Origin of the sequence: Amycolatopsis ultiminotia, assembly GCF_039536925.1 — a bacterium.
In the GTDB taxonomy this organism is placed as follows: Bacteria; Actinomycetota; Actinomycetes; order Mycobacteriales; family Pseudonocardiaceae; genus Amycolatopsis; species Amycolatopsis ultiminotia.
In genome coordinates, this window is the sequence record NZ_BAAAZN010000008.1 from 130,685 (window position 1) to 157,174 (window position 26,490).

General features: G+C 69.7%; 26 protein-coding genes. 16 read left to right on the top strand and 10 right to left on the bottom strand.

What is annotated here, in order from left to right; all coding sequences use genetic code 11:
• Positions 1-51: 51 nt before the first annotated feature.
• Positions 52-963, bottom strand: coding sequence for a S41 family peptidase (locus ABD793_RS19870; RefSeq protein ID WP_344862041.1), 912 nt, complete (start codon positions 961-963; stop codon positions 52-54).
• Positions 964-1,018: 55 nt separating this feature from the next.
• Between ABD793_RS19870 and ABD793_RS19875 the strand changes: the two genes are divergently transcribed.
• Positions 1,019-1,519: an ArsR/SmtB family transcription factor gene (locus tag ABD793_RS19875; RefSeq protein ID WP_344862043.1), complete on the top strand. Its 501-nt coding sequence runs from the start codon at positions 1,019-1,021 to the stop codon at positions 1,517-1,519.
• A 166-nt stretch (positions 1,520-1,685) separates the two neighbouring features.
• Positions 1,686-2,714: a D-cysteine desulfhydrase family protein gene (locus tag ABD793_RS19880; RefSeq protein ID WP_344862045.1), complete on the top strand. Its 1,029-nt coding sequence runs from the start codon at positions 1,686-1,688 to the stop codon at positions 2,712-2,714.
• Here the strand turns inward: ABD793_RS19880 and ABD793_RS19885 are convergent.
• Together ABD793_RS19885 and ABD793_RS19890 are read right to left on the bottom strand one after the other, a co-directional pair.
• Positions 2,692-3,375 carry a DUF998 domain-containing protein gene (locus ABD793_RS19885; RefSeq protein WP_344862047.1) on the bottom strand — a complete coding sequence of 228 codons (684 nt, stop codon included), beginning with the start codon at positions 3,373-3,375 and terminating at the stop codon, positions 2,692-2,694. The genes ABD793_RS19880 and ABD793_RS19885 overlap by 23 nt on opposite strands.
• 59 nt (positions 3,376-3,434) lie before the next feature.
• On the bottom strand, positions 3,435-4,196 hold the full coding sequence (locus ABD793_RS19890; RefSeq protein WP_344862049.1) for a hypothetical protein: 762 nt from the start codon (positions 4,194-4,196) through the stop codon (positions 3,435-3,437).
• A 72-nt stretch (positions 4,197-4,268) separates the two neighbouring features.
• On the opposite strand from ABD793_RS19890, the gene ABD793_RS19895 reads away from it, so the two are divergent.
• Positions 4,269-4,478 (top strand): helix-turn-helix domain-containing protein, encoded by a 210-nt coding sequence (locus ABD793_RS19895; RefSeq protein ID WP_344862051.1) that lies wholly within the window; start codon positions 4,269-4,271, stop codon positions 4,476-4,478.
• Entirely contained in the window at positions 4,478-5,014 is a 537-nt protein-coding gene (locus ABD793_RS19900) for a Clp protease N-terminal domain-containing protein (protein WP_344862053.1), read from the top strand. Before ABD793_RS19895 ends, ABD793_RS19900 begins: the two co-directional genes overlap by 1 nt.
• Here the strand turns inward: ABD793_RS19900 and yczE are convergent.
• A complete protein-coding gene (yczE, locus tag ABD793_RS19905) occupies positions 5,011-5,652 on the bottom strand; it encodes a membrane protein YczE (protein WP_344862055.1) in 642 nt (213 codons plus the stop codon). The genes ABD793_RS19900 and yczE overlap by 4 nt on opposite strands.
• Positions 5,653-5,713: 61 nt before the next feature.
• Here yczE and yczR point away from each other — a divergent pair, with 61 nt between their 5' ends.
• The gene (gene yczR, locus ABD793_RS19910; protein ID WP_344862057.1) at positions 5,714-7,162 is read left to right on the top strand and encodes a MocR-like transcription factor YczR; all 1,449 of its coding nucleotides are present in this window, start codon (positions 5,714-5,716) and stop codon (positions 7,160-7,162) included.
• A gap of 423 nt (positions 7,163-7,585) precedes the next feature.
• Here yczR and ABD793_RS19915 read toward each other — a convergent pair whose 3' ends face one another.
• A complete protein-coding gene (locus ABD793_RS19915) occupies positions 7,586-8,230 on the bottom strand; it encodes a hypothetical protein (RefSeq protein ID WP_344862059.1) in 645 nt (214 codons plus the stop codon).
• Positions 8,231-10,237: 2,007 nt separating this feature from the next.
• Positions 10,238-11,404, bottom strand: a complete 1,167-nt coding sequence (locus tag ABD793_RS19920; protein ID WP_344862061.1) for a pyridoxal phosphate-dependent aminotransferase — start codon at positions 11,402-11,404, stop codon at positions 10,238-10,240.
• 29 nt (positions 11,405-11,433) lie between these two features.
• On the opposite strand from ABD793_RS19920, the gene ABD793_RS19925 reads away from it, so the two are divergent.
• Positions 11,434-12,732, top strand: coding sequence for a DUF445 domain-containing protein (locus ABD793_RS19925; RefSeq protein ID WP_344862062.1), 1,299 nt, complete (start codon positions 11,434-11,436; stop codon positions 12,730-12,732).
• A gap of 42 nt (positions 12,733-12,774) precedes the next feature.
• Here ABD793_RS19925 and ABD793_RS19930 read toward each other — a convergent pair whose 3' ends face one another.
• The gene (locus tag ABD793_RS19930; protein WP_344862065.1) at positions 12,775-13,722 is read right to left on the bottom strand and encodes an NAD-dependent epimerase/dehydratase family protein; all 948 of its coding nucleotides are present in this window, start codon (positions 13,720-13,722) and stop codon (positions 12,775-12,777) included.
• A 68-nt stretch (positions 13,723-13,790) separates the two neighbouring features.
• Between ABD793_RS19930 and ABD793_RS19935 the strand changes: the two genes are divergently transcribed.
• Complete coding sequence (locus tag ABD793_RS19935) at positions 13,791-14,243, top strand: MarR family winged helix-turn-helix transcriptional regulator (RefSeq protein WP_344862067.1); 453 nt, start codon at positions 13,791-13,793, stop codon at positions 14,241-14,243.
• 1,925 nt (positions 14,244-16,168) lie between these two features.
• Here ABD793_RS19935 and ABD793_RS19940 read toward each other — a convergent pair.
• Positions 16,169-16,636, bottom strand: a complete 468-nt coding sequence (locus ABD793_RS19940) for a CGNR zinc finger domain-containing protein (protein WP_344862069.1) — start codon at positions 16,634-16,636, stop codon at positions 16,169-16,171.
• 91 nt (positions 16,637-16,727) lie between these two features.
• On the opposite strand from ABD793_RS19940, the gene ABD793_RS19945 reads away from it, so the two are divergent.
• Positions 16,728-17,096 carry a VOC family protein gene (locus tag ABD793_RS19945; RefSeq protein WP_344862071.1) on the top strand — a complete coding sequence of 123 codons (369 nt, stop codon included), beginning with the start codon at positions 16,728-16,730 and terminating at the stop codon, positions 17,094-17,096.
• 33 nt (positions 17,097-17,129) lie between these two features.
• The gene (locus ABD793_RS19950) at positions 17,130-17,525 is read left to right on the top strand and encodes a TFIIB-type zinc ribbon-containing protein (RefSeq protein WP_425548727.1); all 396 of its coding nucleotides are present in this window, start codon (positions 17,130-17,132) and stop codon (positions 17,523-17,525) included.
• A 566-nt stretch (positions 17,526-18,091) separates the two neighbouring features.
• Here ABD793_RS19950 and ABD793_RS19955 read toward each other — a convergent pair.
• A complete protein-coding gene (locus ABD793_RS19955; protein ID WP_344862073.1) occupies positions 18,092-19,018 on the bottom strand; it encodes an alpha/beta hydrolase in 927 nt (308 codons plus the stop codon).
• A 130-nt stretch (positions 19,019-19,148) separates the two neighbouring features.
• On the opposite strand from ABD793_RS19955, the gene ABD793_RS19960 reads away from it, so the two are divergent.
• Complete coding sequence (locus tag ABD793_RS19960) at positions 19,149-20,027, top strand: helix-turn-helix domain-containing protein (protein WP_344862075.1); 879 nt, start codon at positions 19,149-19,151, stop codon at positions 20,025-20,027.
• Between the two features lie 277 nt (positions 20,028-20,304).
• Here ABD793_RS19960 and ABD793_RS19965 read toward each other — a convergent pair whose 3' ends face one another.
• Entirely contained in the window at positions 20,305-21,441 is a 1,137-nt protein-coding gene (locus ABD793_RS19965) for a methyltransferase domain-containing protein (protein WP_344862077.1), read from the bottom strand.
• 141 nt (positions 21,442-21,582) lie between these two features.
• On the opposite strand from ABD793_RS19965, the gene ABD793_RS19970 reads away from it, so the two are divergent.
• The 6 genes from ABD793_RS19970 (at position 21,583) to ABD793_RS19995 (ending at position 26,473) form a co-directional block, all read left to right on the top strand.
• Positions 21,583-21,975 carry a helix-turn-helix domain-containing protein gene (locus ABD793_RS19970; protein WP_344862484.1) on the top strand — a complete coding sequence of 131 codons (393 nt, stop codon included), beginning with the start codon at positions 21,583-21,585 and terminating at the stop codon, positions 21,973-21,975.
• Positions 21,972-22,643 carry a hypothetical protein gene (locus ABD793_RS19975; protein ID WP_344862079.1) on the top strand — a complete coding sequence of 224 codons (672 nt, stop codon included), beginning with the start codon at positions 21,972-21,974 and terminating at the stop codon, positions 22,641-22,643. The genes ABD793_RS19970 and ABD793_RS19975 overlap by 4 nt, the downstream gene beginning before the upstream one ends.
• Positions 22,644-23,118: 475 nt before the next feature.
• Positions 23,119-23,412, top strand: coding sequence for a DUF2516 family protein (locus tag ABD793_RS19980; RefSeq protein WP_344862081.1), 294 nt, complete (start codon positions 23,119-23,121; stop codon positions 23,410-23,412).
• Between the two features lie 42 nt (positions 23,413-23,454).
• Positions 23,455-24,000 carry a YbaK/EbsC family protein gene (locus ABD793_RS19985; protein ID WP_344862083.1) on the top strand — a complete coding sequence of 182 codons (546 nt, stop codon included), beginning with the start codon at positions 23,455-23,457 and terminating at the stop codon, positions 23,998-24,000.
• Positions 23,997-25,004 (top strand): ornithine cyclodeaminase family protein, encoded by a 1,008-nt coding sequence (locus ABD793_RS19990; RefSeq protein ID WP_344862085.1) that lies wholly within the window; start codon positions 23,997-23,999, stop codon positions 25,002-25,004. Before ABD793_RS19985 ends, ABD793_RS19990 begins: the two co-directional genes overlap by 4 nt.
• A complete protein-coding gene (locus tag ABD793_RS19995; protein ID WP_344862087.1) occupies positions 25,001-26,473 on the top strand; it encodes an aromatic amino acid lyase in 1,473 nt (490 codons plus the stop codon). Before ABD793_RS19990 ends, ABD793_RS19995 begins: the two co-directional genes overlap by 4 nt.
• Positions 26,474-26,490: the final 17 nt, after the last annotated feature.

Below are 26,490 nucleotides of genomic sequence, written 5' to 3' on the forward strand. Positions count from 1 at the left end.
GTAGCACAGGATCCGGTCCGCCGGTCGTCAGCGGTGATGCAGAGCCGGTCGTCAGCCCGCGCTCGGCGCACCGCTTGCCGGCAGCGGCGCTGGGGAACGAGACAGGCTGCGCACGGCGGTGTCCAGCGCGTCATCGGCCGGGCACGCCAGGTCCGGGCGAACGCCGACCTGCTCCCAGTTGGTGCCGGTGACCGCGTTGACCGACCTGGCTGTCGGCAGGTGCAGCTCGAGTACGTCGGTCAGCCGGAACGACTCGACCGGATGCGCGCCGCCGCCGGTCGTCTCGCCGACGACCACGGCTCGTCCGAGCGCCTGCAGGTTGTAGGCGAGCTCTTCGCAGCCGGAGAACGTGACGCGGCTGGTGAGTACCCGGATCGGACCCTCGATCCGGGTGGCGGCCGGGGTGGTCCAGAACTGCCGCGGCCTGCCGTCGAGCCCTTCGATGTCCTGCAAGTGCACCGGTTCGTCGCCGAGCAGATGGCCGCAGATCAGCGCGACGGTCTCGGGTGTGCCGCCGCGGCCTTCACGGAGGTCGAACACGAGTGCGGTGGCCGAGGACAGGAGGGTGAACGCGGCGCGGACGTAGGGTTCGGCGAGGTGAACCGGTGACAGGTACGGCGCGATCTGCACGAGCCCGACACCGTCGTCGAGCAGCTGGACCCGGCGGAAGCCGCCGGCGTTGCCCGCGGCCTCGGCCGCGTGTCGCGCCGCGTGCTCGGCGCCGGCGAAATCCGAAGCGGCGCCTTCGGGCCGATGTCGTACGCGCAGGTGCCGGTCGTTGCAGGCTCGCTGCAGGCGCCGGGTCAGCGCTGCGGCGCTCGCTTCCGGGGTGAGGGCTGCGATCTCGGCGTCGCTGCCGGCCAGGTCTGCGGCGATGGTGGCCGCGTGGTCTTGCAGGATGTACCGCTCACGAACCAGTTCCTGCAGGTGGGCGATCAGTGGGGACACGTCGGTTTCGGCCATGACGCAGTCAAGCAATCCGGTTGCCGAAGAGACAACTCTCCTTGACGCTTGAGCCATGACAAGCGCACCGCGGTACGAGACCCTCGACGCCACGAGCCCGGCGCAGATGCGCGCCTTCGCCCATCCGACCCGGCACCGGATCCTGCGCGACATCGGTCCGGACGGGGCGACGATCAGCCAGCTGGCCCACCGCCTCGGCATCAACAAGGGCAACGTCGCGCACCACCTCGGCGTGCTCGTCGAAGCCGGGCTGGTCGGCAAGGGCGCCACGCGAACCGTCCGTGGCGGCACCGAGCAGTACTTCGTCAAGACCGCCCGGATTTACCGGTTCGGCGCAGGCGAAAGCGGCGAGGCGACCAAGGCGATGCTGGCCACGGTCGCCGACGAGATTCCCGCCGACGACGAGCACCTCCTGCTCCACCGCGTCATCCGGCTCACCGCGAGGCAGGCGAGCGCACTCGGGGAACACCTGGAATCGGTGGTGCACGGGCTGAGCCCGGCCAACCCTCGCGAAGCCGAGCACGGCGTGCTGGTGAGCGTCTACCGGCGCAGCTGAACCGCGCTGATCCGGCATTCCACCTTCGGGTCGACGAACATCGGATCGCGCGCGGACGGAGAACGGCCGGGTAGGTTGACGCCAACCCGGCCGATTCCGCGGACCAGGACGCGGCCGGGAGAACACCGCTTGACCAGCACCGTGCCAGCCGTTGCCCGGAGGATCGATGACGTTCGAGTTCGACCGCTTTCCCGCTCTCGATTCCTTTCCCCGCGCCGGACTCGGCCACGGGCCGACGCCGCTGGTCCCGGCGCCGCGGCTCGGCGAAGCACTCGGCCTGCCGCACTTGATGCTCAAGCGCGACGACGTGCACCCGCTCGGTGTCGGCGGCAACAAGCTGCGGAAACTCGACTTCCACCTCGGTGCCGCGCTCACTTCCGGCGCGGACACGGTGATCACCTTCGGTGCGCTCCAGACCAACCACGGACGGCAGACCGCGGCGGCCTGCGCGCGGCTCGGATTGCGCTGCGAACTGGTGCTCACCGCGAAGGTGCCGCGTTCCGGCGAGGCATACGAGGAGTCCGGCAACATCCCGCTCGACCTGCTTTTCGGCGCTCGGGTGCACGTCTGCGCGGACGAAGCCGAGACCGCCTCGACGTATGAGACGTTGCTGGCCGAGGCGGCCGAGGAAGGCCGCAAGGTGGCCACGATCCCGGTCGGTGGGTCCGACCCGCTCGGCGTGCTCGGCTACGTCGCGGCCACGCACGAACTCGCCGTGCAGCTGTCCCACCTCGGCGTGGAACGGGCGCGGGTGGTCGGTCCGCATGCCAGCGGCGCGACCGCGGCCGGTCTCGCGCTCGGTGCGGCCGTGCTCGGTTCGCTCGAGGTGGACATCGCCTGCGTGAGCCATCCGCTCGACGAGGCCGAGGAGAACCTGGCCGAGCTGGTCACCGGGGCCGCGCAGCTGCTGGGGATCGACCCGCCCGCGCTGGCGCACGTGTGGATGAACGACAGCACGATCGGCGAGGGCTACGGCATCCCGGCTCCCGAGACCTGGGGTGCGCTGCGGCTGTTCGGGCGCACCGAGGGTGTGGTGCTCGATCCGGTCTACACCGGGAAGGTCGCCGCAGCGCTGGTCGAATGGGCCGCAGAAGGCCGGTTCTCGCCCGAGGAAACCGTGGTGTTCGTGCACACCGGCGGGCTACCCGGGTTGTACGGCTACGCGCCCGAATTCACTGCCGCGATGCGGGAGTGACGGCCAGTTCGGCACGTGCCGATTCGGTGCGCACCGCGACCCTGATGAGCACGAACAACAGTGCGACGTCGGCGACCAGGGTGAGCCGCTGCGTCACGCCGACCGGCAGTGCTTCGGCGAACAGGTGGAACGGCGCGATGCCCGCTTCGTCGAGCCGTGCGAACAGGAAGCTCAGCCCGAACAGTGCCACCGAGGTCAGCCCGTACCGCAGCCACCGCACCACGAACGCACGCTCCGCGGTGCCACGCAACGAATCCAGGAACGTGATCGCCGCACCCGGCAGGCTCATGAACGCGATCAGGCACGAGTAGAGGTGGATCTCGCCGCTCACCGGGTTCGGGCTCTCCGGGTAGCTGGCGGGGAACATCGCGGCGGTGGCCAGCCCCAGCGCCCACAGGGTGAGCAGCAGTTTCGTGGTGCGGGTCATCGGCACCCCCGCGGCGGCCAGCGCACCGAGCACCGCGACCGAGCCGACGGAGAGCGAAAGCACGCTGGCGCCGAGCATCCCTTCGCCGTGGTCGGTGATCGTGTAGCTGGAAAGCGTGTCGTAGAGCGGATCGTGCGAGCTGACGAGGTGCAGCACGATGATCGTGAACAGCGACCAGGCGATGGCTGCGACCGCGGCCAGGCGCCAGACCCGGATCCCCAGTGAATTCCCCATGGGTCCATCGTTGCGGGTCGGCCTCGCGGCGAGATCCGGGAAGACCCTGATCTCGACCCCTATTCGAAGTCGGCCAGCACGAGCGCTTGATCGTCGTGCCGCTTCGCGCGGGGCCAGCGCACGCATCCGGGGTCTTGCTCCTCCGCCGCGCGTACCGCGTCCAGCACCGCAGCCGGGCCGTCGTGGCGGGCGCGGCGCAGGACTTCGGGCCAGTCGAACAGGCCGTACTCGTCGACGCCGATCGCGACGCCGTCGGTGGCGATCAGCACCGCTTCGACGTCCGCGCGTGGCCACACCCGGCGCACCGCCTTGTACGCGGCAGCGGGTTCGGCTTCGGCGACCCAGAACCCGTCCTCGGCGTTACGGCGGCGGCGCACGTCGGCGCCGGTCTGCAGCAGGCCGCCGCCGCGCAGGGACACCAGGCGGTCGTCGGACACCGGATCGGTGCCGAACCGGCCGAACGCGACGACCGGGCTGTCCGCGAGGACCAGAGCCTCCACTTCGGACTCGTCCCAGCGCAGCATCGACACCGTGCTGGACGGGGACCGGCCCGGCAGCAGATCGTGTTCCCGCGCGAGCGCACCGATCGCGTTCGCCAAAGCGACGCCGAGGTCTTCCCGCGGATGGGTGCGCAACTCGGTGCTCAGCCGGCGCACGAGCAACCCGGCGTACCAGCCGCCGGAGGGCAGTTCGGGACTCGGCGAGGTCGCCCCGTCCAGTACCAGCACGGCTTGGTCGAGAACCGCGACGTAGTCCTCGGTGGGGCGGGGCCTGCCGTCCGCGGCGACCCCGGCCCGTTCGGCGATCGAGATTTCCGGCACTCGCCGACTGTAACCCGCGATCTCCGTCAACTCGGGTTGACACGGCCCGTCATGTCAACTTAAATTGACAGCATGACGGAAGCAACGGACCTGGCCGCCCGTGCCGGCGATCGTGACCCGCGAGTGGGGTTGCGCGCGGTCGCGGCGCTGCGGCGGCTGCTGGAGCAGCTGGAGGCCGTGCAGGTGCGCAGTGCGCGCATGCACGGCTGGTCCTGGCAGGAGATCGCGGCCGAGCTGGGGGTCAGCAGGCAGGCCGTGCACAAGAAGCACGGGAGGCATTGATGTTCGAACGGTTCACCCCGGCGGCCAGGATGGCTGTGGTGGAGGCGCAAGAAGCAGCACAGGAGGGTGGCGCCGGCGAGATCTCCGCGCAGGCGGTGTTCGCGGGCCTCGTCCGGGTTCCGGACGGCAGTGCACTGCGGTTGCTGCGGGAACTCGGCGTGTCCAAGGAGGAGATCTTCGCGGAACTCGACCGGCTCAGCCGCCGTGGCGGGATCAGCGACGCGGACGCCGAAGCGCTCATCGAGCTGGGCATCGACGTGGATCAGATCGTCGAGCGGGTCGAACAAGCGCACGGTCCGGGGGCGCTCGCCGGCGCCGGACGGCGCCCGAAACGAGGCCATCTGCCCCTCACCGCGGACGCCAAACGGGCATTCGAGCTGAGCTTGCAGGAGGCGGTCGAACTCGGCGGCAAGCACCTCGGCCAGGAGCACCTGCTGCTCGCGCTGGTCCGCCAACGCGGGCCGGTGGCGGATTTCCTTGCCTCGCGCGGAATCGACTATGCGGCGGTGCGCCGTGCGGTTGCCGGGGCAGGCTAATGCTGTTGCTGTTCCTTCGCCCCGGTCCGCCACGTGACCAGAGGCAACAGCGCCTGGGTGAGCGGGCCGATGCTGAGTGCGTAGAGGACCGTGCCGACGCCGAACGTGCCGCCGAGCGACCAGCCGACGGCGAGCACGCTCACCTCGATGCCGGTGCGGACCAGCCGCACCGACCATCCGGTGCGTGCGGTGAGCCCGGTCATCAGCCCGTCCCTCGGTCCGGGGCCGAGCCGGGTGCCGACGTACACCGCGGTGGCGACCGCGTTGAGCACGACCCCGCCGACCAGCAGCAGGATCTGCCAGACGAGCACCTGCTGGTCCGGCAGCACCGCGCGGACGGCGTCGACGGTCACCGAGATCACCACGATGTTCGCGACGGTGCCGATACCCGGCCGCTGCCGTAGCGGAATCCACAGCAGCATCACGAACACCGACGCGATCGCGGTGACCGTGCCGAAGCTGAGGCCGGTGAGCTTGGTGAGGCCTTCGTGCAGCACGTCCCACGGGTCGAGGCCGAGGTGGGCGCGGGTGAGCATGGCCATGCTCGCGCCGTAGAGGGCCAAACCGGCGAGCAGCTGTCCACCCCGGCGCAGCGGGGCCCGGCGGAGGCTGAGCGGACTGAGGTCGGTAACTGCCACTTCTCTACTATTGGCCACTATTGGTCTGCTAAGCCATGGCCAATCGTGGATAATTGGCCTTATGGATCCGCAGATACCGTTCGGTGGCCGGATCTCCGGTGCAAGATTGGCCACCTTGCTGGGCGAGTGGCGGCGCCGGGGTTCCCGGCAAGGCGCCGCCGACCTCGCCGCCGCCGTCGAACTGCACGTGCTCGACGGTCAGCTGCCGATCGGCACCCGGCTGCCCGCGGAACGGGAGCTGGCCGACGAGCTCGGGGTCAGCCGCACGCTGATCGGTGCTGCACTGGACCGGTTGCGGGAGGACGGTCTCATCGCCAGCCGCCGCGGTGCCGGTTCGTGGGTCGCTGCCACCGGACACCGGGAGGCGGGCTCGTCCGCCCGGGACGACCTGCTCGACCTGGCCAGGGCGGCACCGGCCGCGTTGCCGGGGATGCTGGCGGCCGTCGACACCGCACGCCGTGAGCTGGCGGATCACCTCACCGGCAACGGCTATCTCACCGGCGGTTTGCCCCGGCTGCGGGAACGGATCGCCGAACGCTACGTCGCGCGTGGGCTGCCCACCACGCCGGAGCAGATCATGGTGACCTCCGGGGCGTACTCGGCGTTCGTGCTGTGCCTGCGCATGCTTGCCGGGCCGGGGGATCGGGTGCTGGTCGAGCAGCCGACCTACCCGAACGCGATCGATGCCGTGCGGGCCACGCACGCGCTGCCGGTGCCGGTTGCGCTGGACCCGGTCCGTGGCTGGGACCCGGTCGGGATCGAGGCCGCCGTCCGGCAGGCCGCGCCGCGGGTGGGCTACCTCGTGGTCGACTTCCAGAACCCGACCGGCCTGCGGATGGACGCGGCGGGCAGGGAACGTCTCGGCGGTCTGCTCGCCCGGTCCCGTACGCCGGTGGTGGTCGACGAATCACTGGTGGAACTGGACTACGAAGGGGACCCGGTGAACGGGCCGCCGCCACTGGCCGCGTTCGCCGGCGACCTGGCGCTGACCGTGGGGTCGGCGGCCAAATCACAGTGGGGTGGGTTGCGGCTCGGCTGGATCCGCGCGTCGAGCGAATTGCTGGACCGGCTGCTGTCGCCGCGGTTCGCGGTGGACCTCGGCGCGCCGGTATTCGACCAGCTGGTGCTCGCCGAGCTGCTGGAACCGGACGGGTACGCCGCGCTCGCCCGGCGCCGGGTGGAACTGCGGGAGCAGCGGGACACCCTGGCCGCGGCACTGCGCACGCACTGTCCGGAATGGACGTTCGAACTGCCGGCAGGCGGACTGTCGCTGTGGTGCCGGCTGCCGGAGCCGATGAGCACCCGGCTGGCGGTGTCCGCGGCGAACCACGGGGTACAGCTGGCTCCCGGTTCGCGGTTCGGCGTGCACGGCGGGCTGGAACGGTGGCTTCGACTGCCCTTCGGACTGCCGCGGGAGCAGCTGGTGGAGGCGGTGCGCAGGGTCAGCGCGGCGGCGGCTTCGGTGCGGGGCCGCGCGGACGTGCCGGCCGGGCAGGTACCGGTGACGTAGAACAGCCGGTGCACCGGGCGGTCCGGCCACTCCAGGGAGGGTGGCGGTCACGCATCCGGCGCACCGGCTGTTCGTCCGCTCGCGGAGGAGCGGACGCCGCGGCGGCTTCCCGGCACAGCCCCTCGAAGTGCCGGGAAACGCCGACGGCTCAGGCGCGCTTCGGTTGGCGCAGGTTCCCGCTCGGCGCGGTGAGCGGGAACCTCCGGAGCACGCCCGTGGTGGGTCCCGGCGCCGCGGGGGCAGCGCGGCGCCGGGACCAGGACCCGATCCGGCCGGGCGCGGTCGGCCGGTCGGGGAGCGAAGTGGTTGCGAACATGGAGCAGCCCCTGGTTCTTCGTGCGGTGGGGCGAGCCGGGCGCGGGCGAATTCCGCGAAGTTGATCTTGGTCTGGACGTGGCTCTCCCCGGAGGACCGGTCGAGCGGTCAGTCCGGGGAGGTGGTGGGCAGGGCGGCATCCCTGCCGGCGCCGTCGACCTCGTGGTCGCGGCTGACGCCGATGAGCTTCAGCTGGGTGACGGTGTCGCCGTCGGTCGCGATGGCGAACGGAAGCCGGACCCCGCCCGGCCCGTCGTGCCCCGGACCGGCGAAGCTGACCGGCGCGGAAGGCGCACTCGGCGCGGCGGGCAGCCCGCCCCCGCCGCCGCTGCCACCACCGGCAACGCGCGTGCTCTCGTTTTCGGAGCCGTGCCCGGCCGTGCCGCCGTGCCCGGCGTCGCCGCGGGGACGGACCTGCAACAGCACCTTCACCGGCGACCCGGCGTCCGGCGTGACAGCCGGGTCGGCCGGGGTTTTCACCGGCGCCGGTGCCGGTGTGCGTGCCGGTGCGGCTTGGGGAACCGGCAGCGGTGCGGTCACCGTGACCCCGCCACTGGCCGAGCCGCCGGTGAACACCGGCCCGACGACGTCCTCGATGGGAAGCAGCGGATCCGCAACGCCGACATCGCCGGTCCCGGTCACCTCGTGGACGGTGGTGAGGGTGTCGCGGAAGAGATCGTCAACCGTGCCGCCGAGCGCACCCCCGGCAACGCCGAGGAGCCCCCCGAGCAACCCCGGCGCCTGCCCGGCCACGGGGCCGGGATCGGTGCTCGTGCGGCCGGGTTGGTCGCCGGTGGCCGGGGAGTTGGCGCCGGGTAGGCCGTTGGCGCCGGTCGGGTCGCTCGTGACCGGGAGGTGGATGGCCGGCGGCCGAGCGTCGGTTGGGTCGTCGGGCTGAGCGCCGTTTTGATCGTCGCCGGCCGGGGCCTTGGTGCCGGTGCCGTCCGGGGGCGTGGTGCCGTCCGGGCCAGTGGTGACCGGAGGGGCGGTGCCGGGCCGGTCGTCGCCCGCGGGGGGTTTGGTGCCAGTCGGATTGGTGCCAGTCGGGGGTTCGGTGCCGGGTTGGCCGCTGACGATCGGAACGTCGGTGCTGTTCTGGCCGATAGAGGCCGGAGGGTTGGCGCTGTTGCGGTCAGCGGTGGCCGGAGGGCTGGTGCCGTGGTGATCGATGGTGACTGGAGGCGGGGTGTTGCTCGGCTGACTCGCGACCGGTATGTCGACGCTTGGTAGCGGACTCCCGAGTTCGGTGCCGGGTTGGCCGCCGCCGACGTCCGGGCCGGTGCCTGCGGATTGCCCGGCCGCGCCGGTGGTGGTCTGCCCGGTCCCGGCATTCGCGCCCGGCCGGACGATGCCGATCGGACCGGTGGTGTCGCTCCCGCCGGTTTGGGCAGTACCGCCCTGACCGGCAGCGTTGGCGATACCGGTGGTGCTCGGCTTCGAGGACATCCCGTCGTCGGCTTGGCCGGTGCCGTGCCGGTTTGCCGAGCCGTGACCGCCGTGCTGGCTGGTGGCGGCGTCGGCTGTCTGGCTTGCCGAGCCGTGACCGCCGTGCGGGCTCGCGGTTTTTCCCTTGCCGGGACGGTCGGTGCCGGGTCGGCTTCCGCTGCCGGTCCAGCCGGCTGAACGGTCACCGGCACCGCCCGCGCGGTCGTGGTGTGCGGAACCCGCATGGTGGCCGGAGTGTGGAGAAGCCCAGGTCAGCGTGCCCGACGTATCGGGCACGGCGTGTCCTCGCCCCCGTTCGCCGTCCCGTCCGTGCTCGGCCCCGGGTGCAGTGGCGGCGGGCCGGTCACCCGCGCCGGGCGGCCGTTGGTCCGCCGACGCAGTTGGCTGCGACAGCGTCGCGCCGAGCAACCATCCGGCCACCGCGAGCCCGCCGGTCAACGCAATCCGCGCCGCCGGCCGAGCAATCGACGTGGCCCACGGCCGGGGCCTGCGCCCACCCCACGCCCCGCGGCCGACCCCTCCACCCGGCGACCGCCGCCCGTCACCCGGCCGCCCGGACATCGCCGGAACTACGCTGGTCACGCCCTCCTCCGCCAGCGCGGCGCTGATCCCCAACGGCCCCGCTGAACCGGCGCCCACCTCGAGGGCCGCTGCCTGAGCGCTGGTCTCGAGCGGTGCCGCCGGAGTCGCGCCGGTCCCGGGGGGTGCTGCGTGAGTGGCGGTGGTTTCGAGGGGCCCGGCTGGGGTCGGGCTGGTCCCGAGGGGTGCTGCGTGAGTGGCGCTGGTCCCCAGGGGTGCCACCGAAGTGGCGTTGGCTCCGAGAGATACCGCCGGACCGGCGCTGGTCCCGAGGGTCTCTGCCGGAGCGGTGCTGGTCCCGAGCGCTCCCGCGCTGGTCCCGAAACCGTCGGCCGGGGCGGGGGGCGCGACGTTGCGCACGGCTGCCATGCCGGTCACGCCACCACCACCCGTCCGCGCCTGAGGCTCATGCGCCCCACCGCACGAGTCTGATCTTGCTGGGGTTCACTTCGGCCAGGTCGCAGGTCCCCCGGGGCTGCCCTCTTTCTAGCACCGCTCGCGAGTCTTTCATCTCTCCCGCGCGCGATCCACCCCGTAAGGCGGAACGTCGCCACCGCCTTCGGCGCCCAAACGGCCGAAGTTGATCACTGAGCGTGGTTTCATCGGTTCAGCTGCGGCCATCCGGGCGGCTGGTTCGACAACCACTTCCCGTCGTTGACCTGAGCTTTCGACCGCCGTGCCACTCTCGGTGCGCCGGCTTCTGCACGTCCGTTCCGGGGTATCGGAAGGTCTCGTTCAGCCCAGTTTCCGCAATCGTTCGACGGCCTCGTCAATGACTTCATTCTGTTTGCAGAACGCGAACCTCAAGAGGTATTTCCACTCGTCCGGGTGATCTGTGAACACCTTGACCGGGACCGCCGCGACGCCGGCGCGTTCCGGCAGCGCCCAGGCCAGCTCGGCAGCGTCCGAGAAGCCGAGCGGACGGACGTCGGCGGTCACGAAATAGGTACCAAAGCTCGGACGGACGTCGAATCCCGCATCCGCAAGTCCCGCTGACAGTCGATCACGCTTGGCTTGAAGACTTCCGCGGAGCTCCTCGACCCAGTCCAGCTCGTGCTCGAGCGCGTAGGCGACGGCCGGTTGCAGCGGCCCGCCGGAAACGAAGGTAATGAATTGTTTCGCCGCCTTCACGGCCGCGACCAGTTCCGGAGTCGAGCAGACCCAGCCGATTTTCCATCCGGTGCAGTTGAACGTCTTGCCCGCGCTCGAAATGGACACGGTCCGGTCGCGCATCCCCGGCAGCGAAGCGAGCGGCGCGTGCTCGGTGCCGTCGAAGACGAGGTGTTCGTAGACCTCATCGGTGACCGCGATCAGGTCGTGCTCGACGCACAGCCGGGCCACTTCCGTCAGCTGTGCCCGGGAGAAGACGGTGCCGGTCGGGTTGTGCGGTGAATTCAGCAACACCGCCCGCGTGCGGGGCGTGATCGCGGCGCGGAACGCGTCGAGGTCCAGCTCGAGCCGCCCGTCGCCGCCGTCGGCAAGGCCGATCACCCGCCGCTGCGCGCCGGCCATCGCAACGGCCGCGGCGTACGAGTCGTAATACGGTTCGACCACGACGACCTCGTCACCGGCTTCGGTGAGCGCGATCAACGCGGCCGTGATGGCCTCGGTCGCCCCTGCCGTGACGAGGACCTCAGTGTCCGGGTCGTACTCGGTGCCGTAGCGGCGCCGGTGCCGGGCGATCGCCGCGCGCAGCTCCGGTCTGCCCGGCCCCGGTGGGTACTGGTTGTCGCCGCCGAACAGGGAGTTCTTCGCCGTTTCGAGCATTCCGGCCGGACCGTCGGTGTCCGGGAAGCCCTGGCCGAGGTTCACGGCGTCGTGCCGCACCGCGAGTGCCGTCATCTCCGCGAAGACGGTCGCGGTGAACGGTCGGAGCCGGGGAACGAGAGCTGGTTCACGCACGAAAACGCATCCTCACGGACAATGGCCCTGTGGAGCAACTCTCACCGCAGAAGGTCACGCCCGCGGACCCGCCCGGCGGCGCGACGGCAGAGGCGGCCAAACAGCGTGCGCTGCGCAAGATGAAGCTGGTGGCGCTGTGTTTCCTGCTCGGCGCCACGGTGATCTTCCTGCTCACGACCTGGGCGGAATCGGCGGGCTGGCCAGGCTGGGTCGGCTACCTGCGTGCGGCAGCCGAGGCGGGCATGGTCGGCGCGCTCGCGGACTGGTTCGCGGTCACCGCGCTCTTCCGGTATCCGATGGGCCTGCGCATCCCGCACACCGCGATCATTCCGAACAAGAAGGACCAGCTCGGCAGCAGTCTCGGCGACTTCGTCGGCTCGAACTTCCTCTCCGAGGACGTCATCCGCGACAAGCTGCGCCGGGTCGGCATCGCCCGCAGGCTCGGCGGCTGGCTGGCGCAGCGGGACAACGCCGAGCGCGTCACCTCCGAGCTGGCCACCGTGGTCCGCGGCGCGGTGACCGTGCTGCGCGACGAGGACGTGCAGGCGATCATGGAACAGGCCGTGGTCAAGCGTGTGATCGACCGGCCGTGGGGCCCGCCGCTGGGCAAGATCCTGGCCGGCGTGTTCGAGGACGGGGCACACCACAAGCTGGTGGACCTGATGTGCGACCGGGCCTACGAATGGGTCAGGGACAACCACCAGACGATGCTGCGTGTGGTGTCCGACCGCGCGCCGAGCTGGTCGCCGAAGTTCGTGGACGAGATGCTCGCGGACAAGGTCTACGGCGAGGTGCTGACGTTCACCTGGGCGGTCAAGACCGACGTGAACCACCCGATGCGGCTCGCGCTGGACAAGTTCCTCGGCGAGTTCGCACAGGACCTGCAGACCGATCCGGCGACCATGGAACGGGCCGAGCAGGTCAAGGGCCAGATCGTGCACCACGCGGAGGTGCAGAAGCTGATCGGTTCGGCATGGGCCACCGCCAAGGAAATGCTGCTGAACGCCGCCGAGGACCCGTCGAGCGAACTTCGGGTGCGCGTCCGCGGGAGCCTGCAGTCGCTGGGTTCGCGCCTGGTGTCGGACGAGGAGCTGACCGCGAAGGTGGACGGCTGGGTCGAGGGCGCGGCGGCGTACTTGGTGACCCACTACTCCCGCGAGATCACCACGGTCATCACCGACACCGTCGAACGCTGGGATGCCGAGGAAACCTCCCGCAAGATCGAACTCCAGGTCGGCCGTGACCTCCAGTTCATCCGGATCAACGGCACGGTGGTGGGCGCACTGGCCGGGCTGGTGATCTACGCGGTGGCGCAGCTGCTGTTCTGAGCTCGCGGACTTTTCCGGTCGTGCCCGGGGAGGGCGTCGCGCTCATCGCTCGTTGCCCGCCCGCAGCCAGGCGAGGTAGTCGGCGACCGCGCGTTCGGTGTCGTAGGCGGGCCGGAAGCCGGTGTCCTGCTGCAGGCGGGTGATGTCGAGGTGGTCCGACGAGCCGGTTCCGCCGGTAGGCAGGTCGATCCGGGCGTCCGGCACGGCGTGTTTGATCGCCGTGATCAGCTCCGCGTTCGTGGTCGCCCGACCCGAGCCGACGTTGTAGGTGCGGTGGTTGAGCCGGTCCGCGAGCTGGAGCAGTGCGATGGCACGGCCGGTGTCCTTCACGTAGCAGAGGTCGAGTGCGTCTTCCGCATACGCCGGCGCGGGGAGGGTGGACAGCTCCGGCTCGGTCCCCTGCGCGGCCGCCCGGACGAGCTCCGGCGCGGCGAAGAACAACGCGCCGTGCGGGTCGCCCGGACCCCAGGTGCCGGAGATCCGGTAGTTGACGATGTCGATCCCGGTCGCGTCGGACAGGTGGCCGGTGAGCAACTCGCCGATCTTCTTGAACGTCGGGATCAGGTGCCCGGAAGTCATCGACAACGGCAGGTCTTCCCGCAGTGCGCCTTCGACGGGTTGCCCGCGGTAGATCCCGATCGTGCTCGCGACGCCGATGCGGGACACACCCCAGTTCCGGGCGGCCTGCACGATGTTGAGCAGCCCGCCGAGCGCCGTCCGGGTGGCCTCGACCGGCTGGTCTGCTCCCGGCGGCCAGGGCATGGACCCCGCGAGATGCACGATTCCGCTGATCTTGTGCCGGTCGCCGATCCCGAGGAGGGCGGCCAGATCGGTGATGTCGGTCCGTTCCACCGCCACGTCCTGCCCGGTGAGGGCGGACGGCACTGCGGCGCTGCGGCGCTGGACGAGCACGCAACCTTCGCCCATGTCGAGCAGTGCGCGCACGGTGTGGGAGCCGATGAAGCCCAAGCCTCCGGTCACCAGGATCATCGCGGTGCTCCCGTCCTCTTGCTGATTATCAGTACTACTGACGATCAGCTTAGCGATAGCATGAGGGGATGTCGAGCACCGGTGAGCAGCACCTGGACCTGCGCAGAAACCTGATCTACCTGCTCAAGCACGCGCACTTCCGGATTGCCGAGCTGACCACCGAAGCGTTGGAGCCATTCGGCATCGACGCTCGTGAGCTGGGCGTGCTGCTTGCGTTGGCGGGCCGGGAACCGAAATCGCAGCAACAGGCAGCACAGCACCTCGGCATCGACCGGACGACCATGGTGGCCAAACTCGACGGCCTCGAGGCGAAGGGCTTGGTATCCCGCCACCCGGACGCGAACGACCGACGCCGCAACGTGGTCGAACTGACCGACACCGGCCGGGAAACCCTGCGCAAGGCAACGATCGCCAGCACCCAGGCGGAACAGGACTTCCTCGCATCGCTGACCCCCCAGGCAGCGGAATCCCTGCGCCGTTCACTTCGATCCCTAGTGGCGCCACCGGATACCGGGGATTGATGAGGTCTTTCGGGCCTGCCTGGGTTACTTGGCTGCCTGGGTTACTTGGTTCGCCGACGCTGCCTGGGTTATTCGGGTTGCCTGGATCACTCGGGTTGCTGGGCCACTCGAGTTGCTGGGGCCGCTTGGGTTGCTGGGGGTCGTTTGGGTTGCTGGGGGCAGCCTGGGCCACTCGGGCTTGCCGAAGTTGCGGAGATCGCGGAGTTGCCGGGCTTGCCGAAGTTGCCGGGGATCGCGGAGTTGCCGAAGTTGCCGGGATGCCGGCGCAGGGCCCGAGTAGCTCCCAACCGGTCTTGACCCCGCCACGGCTGGCCGCGATGGGGGCCGGACTGGGCTGGGCTTGCCTTTCCGGGGGCGGGGAACGTGCATGATCGGACTGGTCCCGTCCGTCCGGAGCTGGGGAGCGCAGCCGTTCGGACCGGCTCTGTCCGGCTCGGGTTTGGAGAGTGCGCGTGGCCGGACCGGGCTTGTCTGGCCGGGGTGGGAGAGCGCGGGTAACCGCACCGGGTCTATTCGGCTGGGGCTAGGGAGCGTGGATGGTCAGATTGGGCTTTACCTTGGCCGGTGGCAGGGGAGCGTGCGTGGCCGGGCCAGGCTTGTCGGGCCGGGTGAGGGAGTGTGGTGGCCGGACCGGGTTGGTTCGGCCGGGTTTGGGGCGTGTGGTGGCCACACCGGGTTGGTTTGGCCGGGGTTTGGGGAGTGTGGTGGCCGGACCGGGTTGGTTCGGCTGAGGGCGGGGAGCCTGCGTGGCCGGACTGGACTTGTCTGGCCGGTGGTTGGGAAGCGTGCGTGGGTGGTCGGTCCTCCTGGCTGTCCGCAGGTGGTTGGCAACTCGCCAGTACTTCTTCCACTGCCGTGCCTCGTAGGTGCTGTGTTCGTCCGCTTGTTCCCGCGTCGGGCCTGGCTCGTGGCCTCGCGGTGGTTGTTGAGCGTTAGCGGTGCCCGTTGATGGGTTCGGGTCCGGGGCTTTCGCTCGCGGCCTTCTCGCCGTTATGTCAGCTGGCGGCTCTCCGGCTTCGGCTACCTGTCAACCCCTCGTCGCTCCGCTGACCGGCTTCTGCCGGCTCGACGAACCGCCACCGAACCCGCCCGAAGCGATTGCACCGCCGACGCGTACTCGAACGCTTCGGCCCCGACCGTGGGGCGGCTTCGATTCCGCGCCAGATTCCGAGCCGCCTCTGCGACTTCGAACCGAGCCGGAGGGCCCTCGGACGATGCCTCGGGGTTTCCAACCGAGCTCCCAGGACGTCGGGTGATGCCTCGGGGTTTCGAGCTGAGGCTCCGGGACGTCGTGTGTCGCCTTGCGTCTTCGGATGGTGCCCCACGACTTCGGGCGGTGTCCGAAGGGCTTGGATCGGTGTACGACTTTGGGGCGGTGTCCAAGGGGCTTGGGTCGGTGCACGACTTCGGGCCGTGTCCAAGGGGGCTTGGAGCAATGTGTGACTCCGGGCGGTGCCCAAGGGCCTGGGGCGGTGTGTGACTCCGGGTGGTGCCTAAGGACCTGGGCCGGTGCGTGAGTTTGAGCAGCGGCCCCGATGGCCTGCGGCGGCGCACGAAGACCTGGGGACCCAAGGGCTTCGCATGGCAACCTCTTCGGGCCTCTTCGCTCCTCGGGTGCGACCCGGGGCTTGCCCTCGGGGTCCGGGTTGCCTGCGGATGGTGGCCGAGGTGTGGGCCCGGGGTTGTGGGTCCCGCTCGCGCCGCTGCGTCTGATCGGATGAACCTCGGGCGGTCGGGTTTAAACGAACCGTTCCCTTACCACACGCGCCGGCCGTTTGATCCAGTTGTCCACAGGAAGCTGAGTTATCCCCGGGGTTATCCACAGGAATTCACGGTGATGGCCTAATCCCTATCCACAAGTTGTGGGGATCCAGTGCGGCTGCACGTGCATATGTGGGGGCTGTGGGCCGGTTGTCCACAGGGCTTCAGTTGTGCACAGCGGCCGCTCGAGCTCGCCAGGAGCGGGCTTTTTCGCGGTTGCCGCAGACGCGCATCGAGCACCAGGTGCGCGAGCGGTTGCGGGATTCGTCGTAGAAGGCCCAGAGGCAATCGTCGGCGGGACAGATCTTCAGGCGGACCCAGTCGCCGCGGATGGCGAGCCGGGTCGCGGCGGCCAGGACCGCAGCGACCGCATCGGTCGTCACCAGCGCCGGGCCGGCGTCGGTCAGGGAGAAGCGGAGTGGCAGGTCCAGCGGCCGGGCGGGCAAACGCGGATCTCCGACCGCGGCGCGCAGGCTGTCGCGTGCGGTCCGGGTCTCGACGAGATCGTTCGGTGCCACGCCGTAATCCTCGGCCCAGCGGCGCCAGAGATCCGGATCGTCCAGCAGGTCGTCGCCCCGTTCGATGTCGACGGTGTTGAGGAAGGCGACCACCAGGGAAGCATCGGTGTGCACCTGACCAGTGTACGGGCGAAACTGGTTGCGACCTGGACCGCTAACTCCCATACTTCGTTTACTGGTTACTCGACGACAGAAGTGGGCAGACATGAGTGCGATTCCGACGTTCGGCAGTGTGGCGATCGACTGTCCCGACGCTGTGGCGCTCGCCGCCTTCTACCGGACCGTCCTTGATTGGGACGAACCCACTGTTGCCGAAGGCGGGGATTGGGTCACCCTCGTGAACCCGCACGGCGGCGCTCGACTGGAGTTCCAGCAGGTGCCGGACTATCGCGCACCGGCATGGCCCTCCCCGGAAAGGCCGCAGCAGGCGCACCTCGACCTCAGCGTCACCGACTTGGAAGCTGCACACCGGCGCGTTCTCGGCCTGGGGGCGACGTTGCTCGACGACTCGCCGAAGTCCTTCCGGGTCTACGCCGATCCGGCCGGGCATCCGTTCTGCCTGTGCGCCTGCTGACGTGCCGGAGTGGATCCGGGTAGTCGCTGATGCGTGATCTGTCCGAAATGTAATAACTCGATGCAGACTGTCGAGAAGAACGGTATCCACATCGAGCAGTGCGAAGGTTGCCGCGGAATCTTTCTCGATCGCGGCGAGCTGGAGCAGATCGCCGGTGCGGAGAACTCGTTCTACGGGCATCAGCCGCCGCCGTACGCCGCTCCCGCTGCGCACCGTGGACGCCCTGATTCGCCGCGTCCGTACCGCGCTGGCTACTCCGACTCGCCGCGTCCGTACCGCGCTGGCTACTCCGACTCGCCGCGTCCACATCGCGGAGGCGGGTACGCGGATTCGCCGCGTCTCTATGGCGGCCATCGCGGATATTCGGACTCGCCGCGTCCGTACGGTGGACGTCGCAAGCGCAGCTTCCTCGAGAACCTCTTCGACTGAGTTGTCCACAGGTGCTGCCGGTAGCGCTCGATTTGCGGATCTGCCCGGCTTGTGGAGACCGAGCCGGTTGTCCACAGGCCGAGGGGCGGCGTTGCGGTGTGCGGAGTGCGGTCACCACTAGCCCTTCCACAGGTTGCCGCTGTTCGCGTTGACCGGGCCGAGTGCTCTTGTACGCGGAGCGTGCCGCGGGGAAGTCGACGGTCGGGCCGTTGCTCGCACAGCGAGGTGGGCAGCAGGCGATGTTCAACGCAGGCGAAGCTCCACCCAGCCGCTGGGAAATCCGCCATCGACCGCCGCTTTGGGCCGGGCAAGCCGGCGGTGTCGATCAGGTGCCGCCGCGCTCCAGGTCATCGGTCAGGACCGCCTCGGAGGTCTCGACACTCGGCCCCAGCCGTGGTCCTCGCCGAACGTCATGGTGCCCGGCCCCAGTGGGCTGGGTCGAAGCCCGGAACGGCCGAACGTGCTGTAGAAGTCCAAGGAACTCAAGAGGTTTCCCTTGCCTGGCGATGGGAGCGGTCGCGTGGCGCGAATGTTGGCCGGGCCACGCAACCGCTCCCGCCGGGGTGTCAGGCCGTCGCGTGCGCGGTCTTCGCCGCGAGGTTCTGGGTGAAGAACGGGAGGAGTTCGGTGGTGACCTGGGGTACGTAGCGGTCGTAGAGGTCGACGTGACTGGCTCCTTCGATCCAGTGCAGCCGTTTGGGCTCGTTCGCCTTCTTGACCGCTTCCTCGGACATCCAGGCGGTGGCCGCTTCGTTGCCGGCGACCATCAGGAGCGGTCGCGGGGCGAGCAGGCCGATGAGGTGGAAGGCGTCGAAGTTCACGATCTTGTCGACGCTGGAGAAGGTGAACTCGTCGGCCTGGCGCGGATGCCGACCGCGGTCGGTGCTGTAGTACTCCCAGGCTTCGTAGGAGTAGCGGCCGCCGGCGCGTGCCTCTTCCTCAGTTGGGCGCACGGACATCGTCGGGAGCGGCTCGCCGGCCGCCTCGGTGGTGCGTGCCGCGGCCGCCGCGTCGAGCAGCGCCTGGAGGACGGCGGGGTCCTGGGTGCCGTCGGGGCCGACCCGGAAGTACAGACCGAGGTCGACGGCGCTGGCCGTCGCGACCGCGCGGATGCGGTGGTCGGTGACCGCGGCGGGAATGACGTAGCCGCCGGAGGAACAGATACCCAGTGCGCCGATCCGGTCGGAATCGATCTCCGGGCGGGTGGTGAGGTAGGAGACGGCGTTCTTGACGTCCTCGACACGCTGGGCGGGGTCCTCGGTGCCGCGGGGGGTGCCGCCGCTCTCGCCCTGGTAGGCGGCGTCGTAGGTGAGTGCGGCGAATCCGGCGTCGGCAAGTCGCCGGGCGTAGGCGCCGGCGGTCTGCTCCTTGACACCGGCGCCGGGGTGAGCGACGACCACGGCGGCGAGCGGGCCGTCGGCAGCGGTGTCGGGGGTGTACAGGTGGCCGGCAAGGGTGATCCCGGCGCTGGTGAAGGTCACATCGGTTCGCATGGCCCCACCGTGTCCGCTGTGACCCGTGTACGGGAGACGAAGCTTCCTGCCTGGGGAAAAACGTGCCGGGGAAGATTCTTTCCCCCCCTGACGGCCCGAGTCCGCGGCACCGCGAAAGCATAGTGGTGGCATGTCCGATTCGCGTTCATCCCGATCCGAGTTCGGTGCGTTCCTCAAGGCTCGCCGGGCCGAGCTGACGCCCGCGCAGGTGGGTCTCGCCGATGACGGGACCCTGCGGCGTGTCCCGGGGCTGCGCCGCGACGAGGTCGCCCGCCTTGCCACGATGAGCACCGATTACTACACCCGCATCGAGCAGGGGCGCGTGCGAGCCTCCGCGACCGTCCTTGCCTCCCTGGTGCGGGCGCTGCGGCTCGACGAGGCACAGCAGGCTTACCTGTACGAGCTGGCGGGCAAGACCCCCGCCCCGCGCCGCCGCGCTGGGCATCGGGTGCGGCCGCCGGTGCAGTGGATGCTCGACGCCCTCGGCCACTTGCCGGCGATGGTGCTGGGCCGCTACAACGACATTCTCGCCTGGAACGCGGCCGCAGCGGCCCTCTACCAGGACTTCGGCAAGCTGACGCCCTCCGAGCGCAACTACACCAGACTGCTGTTCCTCGACCCGGCCATGCGCAGCCTCTTCACCGACTGGGAGGACGCGGGCCGGCTCAGCGCGGCACTGCTGCGGATGGAGACGGCCAGTAACCCCGACGACCCACGCCTGGCCACACTGGTCGGCGAGCTGTCGGTACGCAGCCCCGAATTCCGCGAGTGGTGGAACGGACGGATCGTCTCCGACACCACCTACGGCCCCAAACGCTACCGGCACCCCCTCGTCGGCCCCCTCACCCTCGACTGCGACACCTGGACCAGTCCGAACGACCCCGACGTCATGTTCGTGGTCCTCACCGCCGAACCCGGCACCCCTGAGGACCACGCACTGCGGATCCTCAGCTCCTGGCAGACCGTCCCCGCCCCGACTACACATCCGGCCGACACTCCCCACGCCTGATCCGACGCGTCCGGCCCCGTCACCCCATCGCCTTGGCGCTCAGGCACGCGGGACAGGTGTTCCCGAAAACGAGGATCCACTGTCACAACTCGTTCTCATTCAAGAGCGGAACCGAGCATGTTCTGGGAATTGTGGGTGACAACGCGGACATCCGCATCGGGTACGCGAGGTGTTCCAGCCTCACCCCGGAACTCCAGTCGCAGCTTGACGCGCTCGCCGGACACGGCATTCCCAGGGCGGAGCTGATCATCGAGAAAATGTCATCGATCCGGCGAACCTACAGTGGCCAGTGCAAGTCGCTGTCGGGGGTGTCCAGCCAGAAGGTCTGTGCATCGCCGTGCACGGTGAGGCCGAAGCGGGAGCGGGCCGGTTTGCCGAGTGATTTCCAACGGGCGTAGGCGTTTTCGGCCAGGTCCCACAGTGCGCGCGGGCCGCCTTGGGCTACTTCGGTGGTGGAGTTCTCGTGGCGGGTGCGGGCCCATGAGCCGTCCGGGTGGGTCAGTGCGAAGGTGGGCTCCGCTCCGTCGTGCAGCTGGATCGGCTGGACGCCGGGTAGTTCCAACGATGCGAAGAACTCGAACTGCAGCCGTGGCTTCACGAGCAACGAAACCGGCAGTCGGGTCGGGCGCCAGTCCACGGGTTCCGGTAGTTGTGCGAGAGCGGGAAGACGGTGTGCCCGCAATGGCATGAACCGGCCGTCACGAGCAAGGACGTGGCCTTCCGCGGTCGCCCCTTGGCCTGCGGTGAGCCGGACCAGCCCGCCGCCAAGCGGCCGGTTCAGCGTGGTCACGATGAGTCCGCCGGGCACCGTTTGTTCCAGCCAGGCCAACGGGATCCTGGACACCGACGCGGTGCACAGAACCCGGTCGAAAACGATTCCGGAGGGGAAGCCCAGCGCGCCGTCGCCTGCCGCGCACGAAGGTGCGTAACCGCATCCGGCGAGACGTTCGCGCGCCGCCGCCACCAGATCCGGGTCGACGTCTATTGTGGACACTTGCCCGGAACCGCAGCGGTGGCTGAGCAAACCCGCGTTGTAACCGGTTCCGGTGCCGACCTCCAGCACGCGGTTCCCGTCGCGGACGAGGAGTTCCTCGAGCATGATCGCCATGATTGCGGGCATACTCGACGAGCTGGTGGGTACTCCGGAAACGGGGCCGGACTCGCGTGCGCGGGCCCACTGCTCCGGGGCGTCATCGAGTTGCGTGACCAGAACATCGCGGGAGTAGACGCGTTCCAGCCAGTCCGGATCGGTGCGATCGACGGCAGCCCAGGCACCGTCGGCGGGCACGAAAAACCGTGGCAGGAAGGCGTGCCGGGGCACCGTGCGAAAGGCGTCGACCCAGCGTTGTTCGTGCAGGGCACCCTCTTCGACGAGCTGCCGGGCCAGGCGCCTGCGGAGTCGCTGTGCACCCATGGAGTCCACGGTAACCGGGTGAGCGGTAACACACCCGATGGTTGCAAGCAGAGTGCTTGCAATAGCTAGCACTCGCGCGTACCGTCGAAAACGTCGCGAGGAGGTGACCGGATGACAGAACCCGGCGGAGCGCAAGGTCCGATGGACAAGGTCGCGGACATCGCCTCGGACATCGGCGAATACATCCGCCAGCAGCGCAATTCGGCGAAGATCTCGTTGCGCCAGCTGTCGAAACTCGCCGGAGTGTCCAATCCGTACCTGAGCCAGATCGAGCGCGGGGTCCGCAAGCCCAGTGCCGAGATCCTGCAGCAGATCGCGAAGGGCCTGCGCATCTCGGCCGAGGCGCTCTACGTGCAGGCAGGCATCCTCGATCTGCCGATGGGCGGCCCGGTCGGCGACGCGATCCGCGCCGACACCGAGCTGACCGAGCGGCAGAAGCAGGTCCTGCTCGACGTCTACGAGTCCTTCCGGCGTGAGAACGCCGTCGCCACCACACAGACCACCATCCCAGAGACCACCGAGGAGTCGGCATGACCACCCCCAAGACCACCGAGGACGTCCGCAAGGTCGTCAGCACCGCGCTCGACCAGGTCCGCACCCCGCTGCTGGCCGCGCTCGGCGCCGGAAACCTGGCCAGCCAGGCCGTGACGGACGCCGTCTCGAAGGCCCGCGCCAACGTCACCACCGCCCGCAAGGGCATCGAGGAGCTGCCGTCCGACGTCGAGAGCTTCCGCGAGAAGCTCGACCCGGCCGAGCTGCGCAAGGCCATCGACGAATACACCGAGGCCGCGCTGAAGCTGTACAACAAGCTGGCCGAGTCCGGTGAGCAGGCCTGGGACAAGATCGCCGCGCAGCCGCAGGTCAAGAAGGCCCTCGAACAGCTGGACGAGGCCCTCACCACCGCACAGGACCGGGTGGACGGCCTGACCGGCGAGACCCGCGAGCGCGTCGACGGCGTGCTGGCGAAGGTCACCAAGCGCACCCGTTCGGTCGGGGAGAAGGCTGCTCGCAAGGTGACCGAGGTGGCCGGCGAGACCGCGGACGCCGTGGAGGAACTGGGCGACGACATCGCCCACGAGACCCGTTCGGCGACCCGCAAGACCGCCAACCGCACCGCGCCGAAGACCACCTCGGCGGCCCGTCGCACCACCGGTACCTCCGCGAACGCGAAGAAGCCGGCTGCGCCGAAGACCGAGAAGTAAGGTCTGGAAACACCTCACCGGCCGGGCGGCTCGTCCTGTTTCAGGACGGCCGCCCGGCCGGTTTTCTTTCCGGAGTGGGGTTGCGCTGGTGAGATCGTGGGCGAGGTCGGCCGGCTGATCGGCAGCCGGAGGGGTGGCTGAGGCGCACGAGGAGAAGGCCGGACTTCGACGTGCACCGGGCTCTGGAGCTCAGGGGTCGGCCTGCTCCGGGTGGTCCGGAGGGCTCGGATTCCCACGGTGCCGGTTTCCGCAACAGGCTCGGCCCCGCCAAGGAGTATCTCGGGCTTGGCGACGGACCCGGCGCGAACACCCCGCACCCGAAACCCGCGCGGAGACTCCACGGGAAACCCGGTGCTGGGACTTGCTGCTGCGCGGTGCCGGTGACCAGTGTCACGTCGTGGCCGGGCCGTGGCCGGGATCGATTCCAGAACGCCGGGGCGCCGGGTTCGTGGGCGGTTTGCCGTAAGCTGGATCCGTGCTGGTTGCCGAATGGATCCTCAGGGTCATCCACTGGGGCAGCGCCTTGGTCGGGCTTTTCGCCTTCGTTCACGCGCTGCTGCAGAGGGCCGACGCGTACTCGGCGGCCGACCGGAAGACCAAGCCGATCTGGATGTTGATCACCGGTGGTGCCACGTTGGCGATGGTGCTCTTCGACGTCGGCGGGCCAGGACTGATCTTCTGGGTTCCCGCGATGGCCGCGGTGCTCGTGTACATCGTCGACGTGCGGCCGCGGCTGATCGAGGTGCAGCGCGGGCACCGCAACTGGTGACCGCCCTGCCGCCGATCGGGCAGCCGGTTTAGATTCGGTCGGGTGACCACCTGGACCGTCGCCGGGAGCCGCACCGTCGTTCCCGCGCCCACCCGTACCGAACTGCTCGCCGAACCCGTCGCGAAAGCGCTTGCCGCGCTGGCCGCACCCGACGAGGTCGGCGTCACCGAAATCGATCCCGGACTGGCCGACACGGCCGCGTTCTGCGAGGCCTACGGGTCGCCGTTGTCCGCCTCGGCCAACTGTGTCGTCGTCTCCGGCAAACGGGCCGGCGAGGTGCGCTTCGCCGCGGCTCTCGTGCTCGCCACCACCCGCGCGGACGTCAACGGCGTGATCAAGCGCCGCCTCGACGTGCGGAAGGCTTCCTTCGCGCCAATGGACGAGGCGGTGTCGCTCACCGGCATGGAGTACGGCGGCATCACCCCCGTCGGACTGCCCGCCCAGTGGCCGATCCTGATCGACAAGGCGGTGGCCGACGCGCCGGAACTCGTCATCGGCAGCGGGCTCCGTGGCAGCAAGCTGCTGATTTCCGGTGCCGCGCTCGCCGGGCTGCCCAACGCCGAGGTCATCGAGGGCCTCGCCCGGTGACGAGCGTCTGGCTGCGCTATCTCACCGGCGCCGATATCGATTCCCTCGGCATCACGCATGCGGACATCGTCGGTGCGGTCGAAGACGTGCTCGCCGACCACGGCAACGGCGCCGTGGTCTTCGAGCCGCGCACCCATCTCGTACCGGACAACGGCGGCAAGGGGCACTTCAACATCCTTCGCGGCCACCTCTCGGCCAAGCGTGTCAGCGGGGTGAAGGTGGTGGGCGACTTCGTTTCGAACTTCGAGCGCGGCCTGCCCAGTGAAATGGCGCTGATCCTCCTGCTCGATCCCGACACCGGGATGCCGCGCGCGATCGTCGACGGCACCATGATCACCGAGGCGCGCACCGGCGCGGTGACCGCGGTCGGCGCGAAGTACCTCGCCCGGCCGGACGCCAAGGTGCTCGGCCACGTCGGTGCGCGCGGCACGGCCTGGTGGAACGTCGTGCTGCTCGATTCGCTGTTCGACTTCGACGAGATCCGGGTGACCAGCAAACGTCCCGAGTCCCGGGAGGATTTCGGCCGTCGGCTGTCCGAGGAACTCGGCAAACCGGTGCGGGTCTGCCCGGACGTCGCCGCGGCCCTCGACGGCGCCGACATCCTCGTGGAGGCGTCCCGGCTGACCGAGCCGGAACCGCTGGTGCGGAAGGAATTCCTCCGTCCGGGTGGGTTCCTGGTTCCGTACGGCACGATCAGCGCACTGGAACTGGACCTGCTCGACGCCGTGGAGAAGGTCGTGGTGGACAACTGGCGCGAGTCGCAGTCCGGCAATCCCCGCTTCGGCGCGCTGCGCCCGCAGCTCAACGCAGGGCTGCTCACCGAGGACCGGGTGCACGCCGAAATCGGTTCCGTGGTCGCCGGGAAGCAGCCGGGCCGGGAGAACGACGACGAGCGCATCCTGTTCTGGCACCGCGGACTGTCCACAACAGACGTTGCGGTCGCGGACCTGATCCTGCACCGCGCCGAGGCGGCCGACGTCGGCACGATGCTGCCGTACCGATGATCGTCACCAAGCCGGCGGACGTCATCGGGACCTGTGAGCGCCTCGAACTGGCGCCCGAACTGCTGGCCGAGCTGCGTGCGACGCGGTCGGCGATGCTTGCCGGGATCGATTCCGGGAGTGCACCCGTCTACGGTGTGAACACCGGCATGGGCCGGCTCGCCGGAGTTCGGCTGACCGCCGAACAGCAGGCGGCGCATCAGCGGAACCTGCTGGTGGGCCGGGCCGTCGGCGGGCCGCCGTGGTTGTCGGCGGAGCTGACCCGGGCGTTGTTGCTGATGCGGTTGCGCGGTTTCCTGCGGGGCGAGGCGGCGGTGAGTGCCGAGTTGATCAGCTTCCTCGTCGACCGGCTCAACGACGGGTTTCTGCCCGCCGTGCCGCGGGGCGGGCTTGGCAGCGCCGGGGAGATCATCCCGTTGGCGCACGCGTTCCAGACGTTTGTCGGAATCGGTTCCGTCTTGGCGGACGGCGCGACGGTGCCGGCTGCCGAAGCGTTGGCGCGGCGTGGGGTTGAGCCGTTCGTGCTCGGACCGAAGGAGGGCGCGAGCCTGATTCAGGGGTCGCCGCTGGCGGAGGCTTATGCGTGGATCTGCGGCGAGCAGGTGCGGCGGTTGGTCGGTCTGCAGACTGTGTGCGCGGCCCTTGTCGTCGACGTTCTTGGTGCGCCGCAAGACGTTTATCACTCTCCGATGGTCAACGAACACGCCGGCGGGGTGTTGGCGGAGGTTTGCCGGCTTGTCGAGGGTGCGGTGTCGCGACCGGGGGTCGTGCAGGCGCCGGTGTCCGTGCGGGTGGGGCCGCGGGCGATCGGTTTTCTGGAGCAGACTCGCGTGGACTTGGTGCGTGCGGTGGACGAATCCTGGGAGACCCCCGCGGACTCTCCGTCGTTCCTTGACGGCCGGTTGGTGCCGACCACCGGGTATCACGCGGTTGAGCTCGGTCTCCGGATGGACGCGGTGAAGGCGGCGCTGGTGCACGTCGCGGAGATTGCGGTGCAGCGGTTGCACCGGTTGCTCGACCCGCAGTTCAGCGGACTGGCGCCGCAGTTGTCGGCGGACCCGGGTCCGCAGGCCGGGTTGACGCCATTGCACAAACGCGCGGTCGGTGAGTTGCACGCGATGCGTCGGTCGGCCGCGCCGGCGACGGTGGGGTCGGTGGACACCTCGGGCGGACAGGAGGATGTGCAGGCCTTCGCGTGGGCTGCCGGTGCGGAGCTGGAGGAGGCTGTGGAGCATCTGTTCGCCGTCACCGCTTGTGAGCTGATCGCGGTCCGGCAGGCGCGCTACCTTGTGGACAGCTCGGCTGGGTCGGACCCAAGTCCGGGCCCAGCTCAACGTCCGGAGGCCCCGAACTTGGGTCCGACCTACTCCTGGCTCGCCGAGCTGATCGCGCCGATGCCGGTGGACCGACCGCTCGGACCGGAGGTGGAGCGAGTCGTCGAGGCTTGCCGAGAAGGGCGACCGCCGCGGTGAAGGTGACCACTGGAAAC

What these genes read in the sequence shown, in the direction of transcription:
- ABD793_RS19870 (WP_344862041.1), bottom strand. Translation starts at nt 963, where the DNA reads ATGGCCGAAACCGACGTGTCCCCACTGATCGCCCACCTGCAGGAACTG.
- ABD793_RS19875 (WP_344862043.1), top strand. Translation starts at nt 1,019, where the DNA reads ATGACAAGCGCACCGCGGTACGAGACCCTCGACGCCACGAGCCCGGCG.
- ABD793_RS19880 (WP_344862045.1), top strand. Translation starts at nt 1,686, where the DNA reads ATGACGTTCGAGTTCGACCGCTTTCCCGCTCTCGATTCCTTTCCCCGC.
- ABD793_RS19885 (WP_344862047.1), bottom strand. Translation starts at nt 3,375, where the DNA reads ATGGGGAATTCACTGGGGATCCGGGTCTGGCGCCTGGCCGCGGTCGCA.
- ABD793_RS19895 (WP_344862051.1), top strand. Translation starts at nt 4,269, where the DNA reads ATGACGGAAGCAACGGACCTGGCCGCCCGTGCCGGCGATCGTGACCCG.
- ABD793_RS19900 (WP_344862053.1), top strand. Translation starts at nt 4,478, where the DNA reads ATGTTCGAACGGTTCACCCCGGCGGCCAGGATGGCTGTGGTGGAGGCG.
- yczR (WP_344862057.1), top strand. Translation starts at nt 5,714, where the DNA reads ATGGATCCGCAGATACCGTTCGGTGGCCGGATCTCCGGTGCAAGATTG.
- ABD793_RS19930 (WP_344862065.1), bottom strand. Translation starts at nt 13,722, where the DNA reads ATGATCCTGGTGACCGGAGGCTTGGGCTTCATCGGCTCCCACACCGTG.
- ABD793_RS19935 (WP_344862067.1), top strand. Translation starts at nt 13,791, where the DNA reads ATGTCGAGCACCGGTGAGCAGCACCTGGACCTGCGCAGAAACCTGATC.
- ABD793_RS19945 (WP_344862071.1), top strand. Translation starts at nt 16,728, where the DNA reads ATGAGTGCGATTCCGACGTTCGGCAGTGTGGCGATCGACTGTCCCGAC.
- ABD793_RS19955 (WP_344862073.1), bottom strand. Translation starts at nt 19,018, where the DNA reads ATGCGAACCGATGTGACCTTCACCAGCGCCGGGATCACCCTTGCCGGC.
- ABD793_RS19960 (WP_344862075.1), top strand. Translation starts at nt 19,149, where the DNA reads ATGTCCGATTCGCGTTCATCCCGATCCGAGTTCGGTGCGTTCCTCAAG.
- ABD793_RS19965 (WP_344862077.1), bottom strand. Translation starts at nt 21,441, where the DNA reads ATGGGTGCACAGCGACTCCGCAGGCGCCTGGCCCGGCAGCTCGTCGAA.
- ABD793_RS19970 (WP_344862484.1), top strand. Translation starts at nt 21,583, where the DNA reads ATGGACAAGGTCGCGGACATCGCCTCGGACATCGGCGAATACATCCGC.
- ABD793_RS19975 (WP_344862079.1), top strand. Translation starts at nt 21,972, where the DNA reads ATGACCACCCCCAAGACCACCGAGGACGTCCGCAAGGTCGTCAGCACC.
- ABD793_RS19995 (WP_344862087.1), top strand. Translation starts at nt 25,001, where the DNA reads ATGATCGTCACCAAGCCGGCGGACGTCATCGGGACCTGTGAGCGCCTC.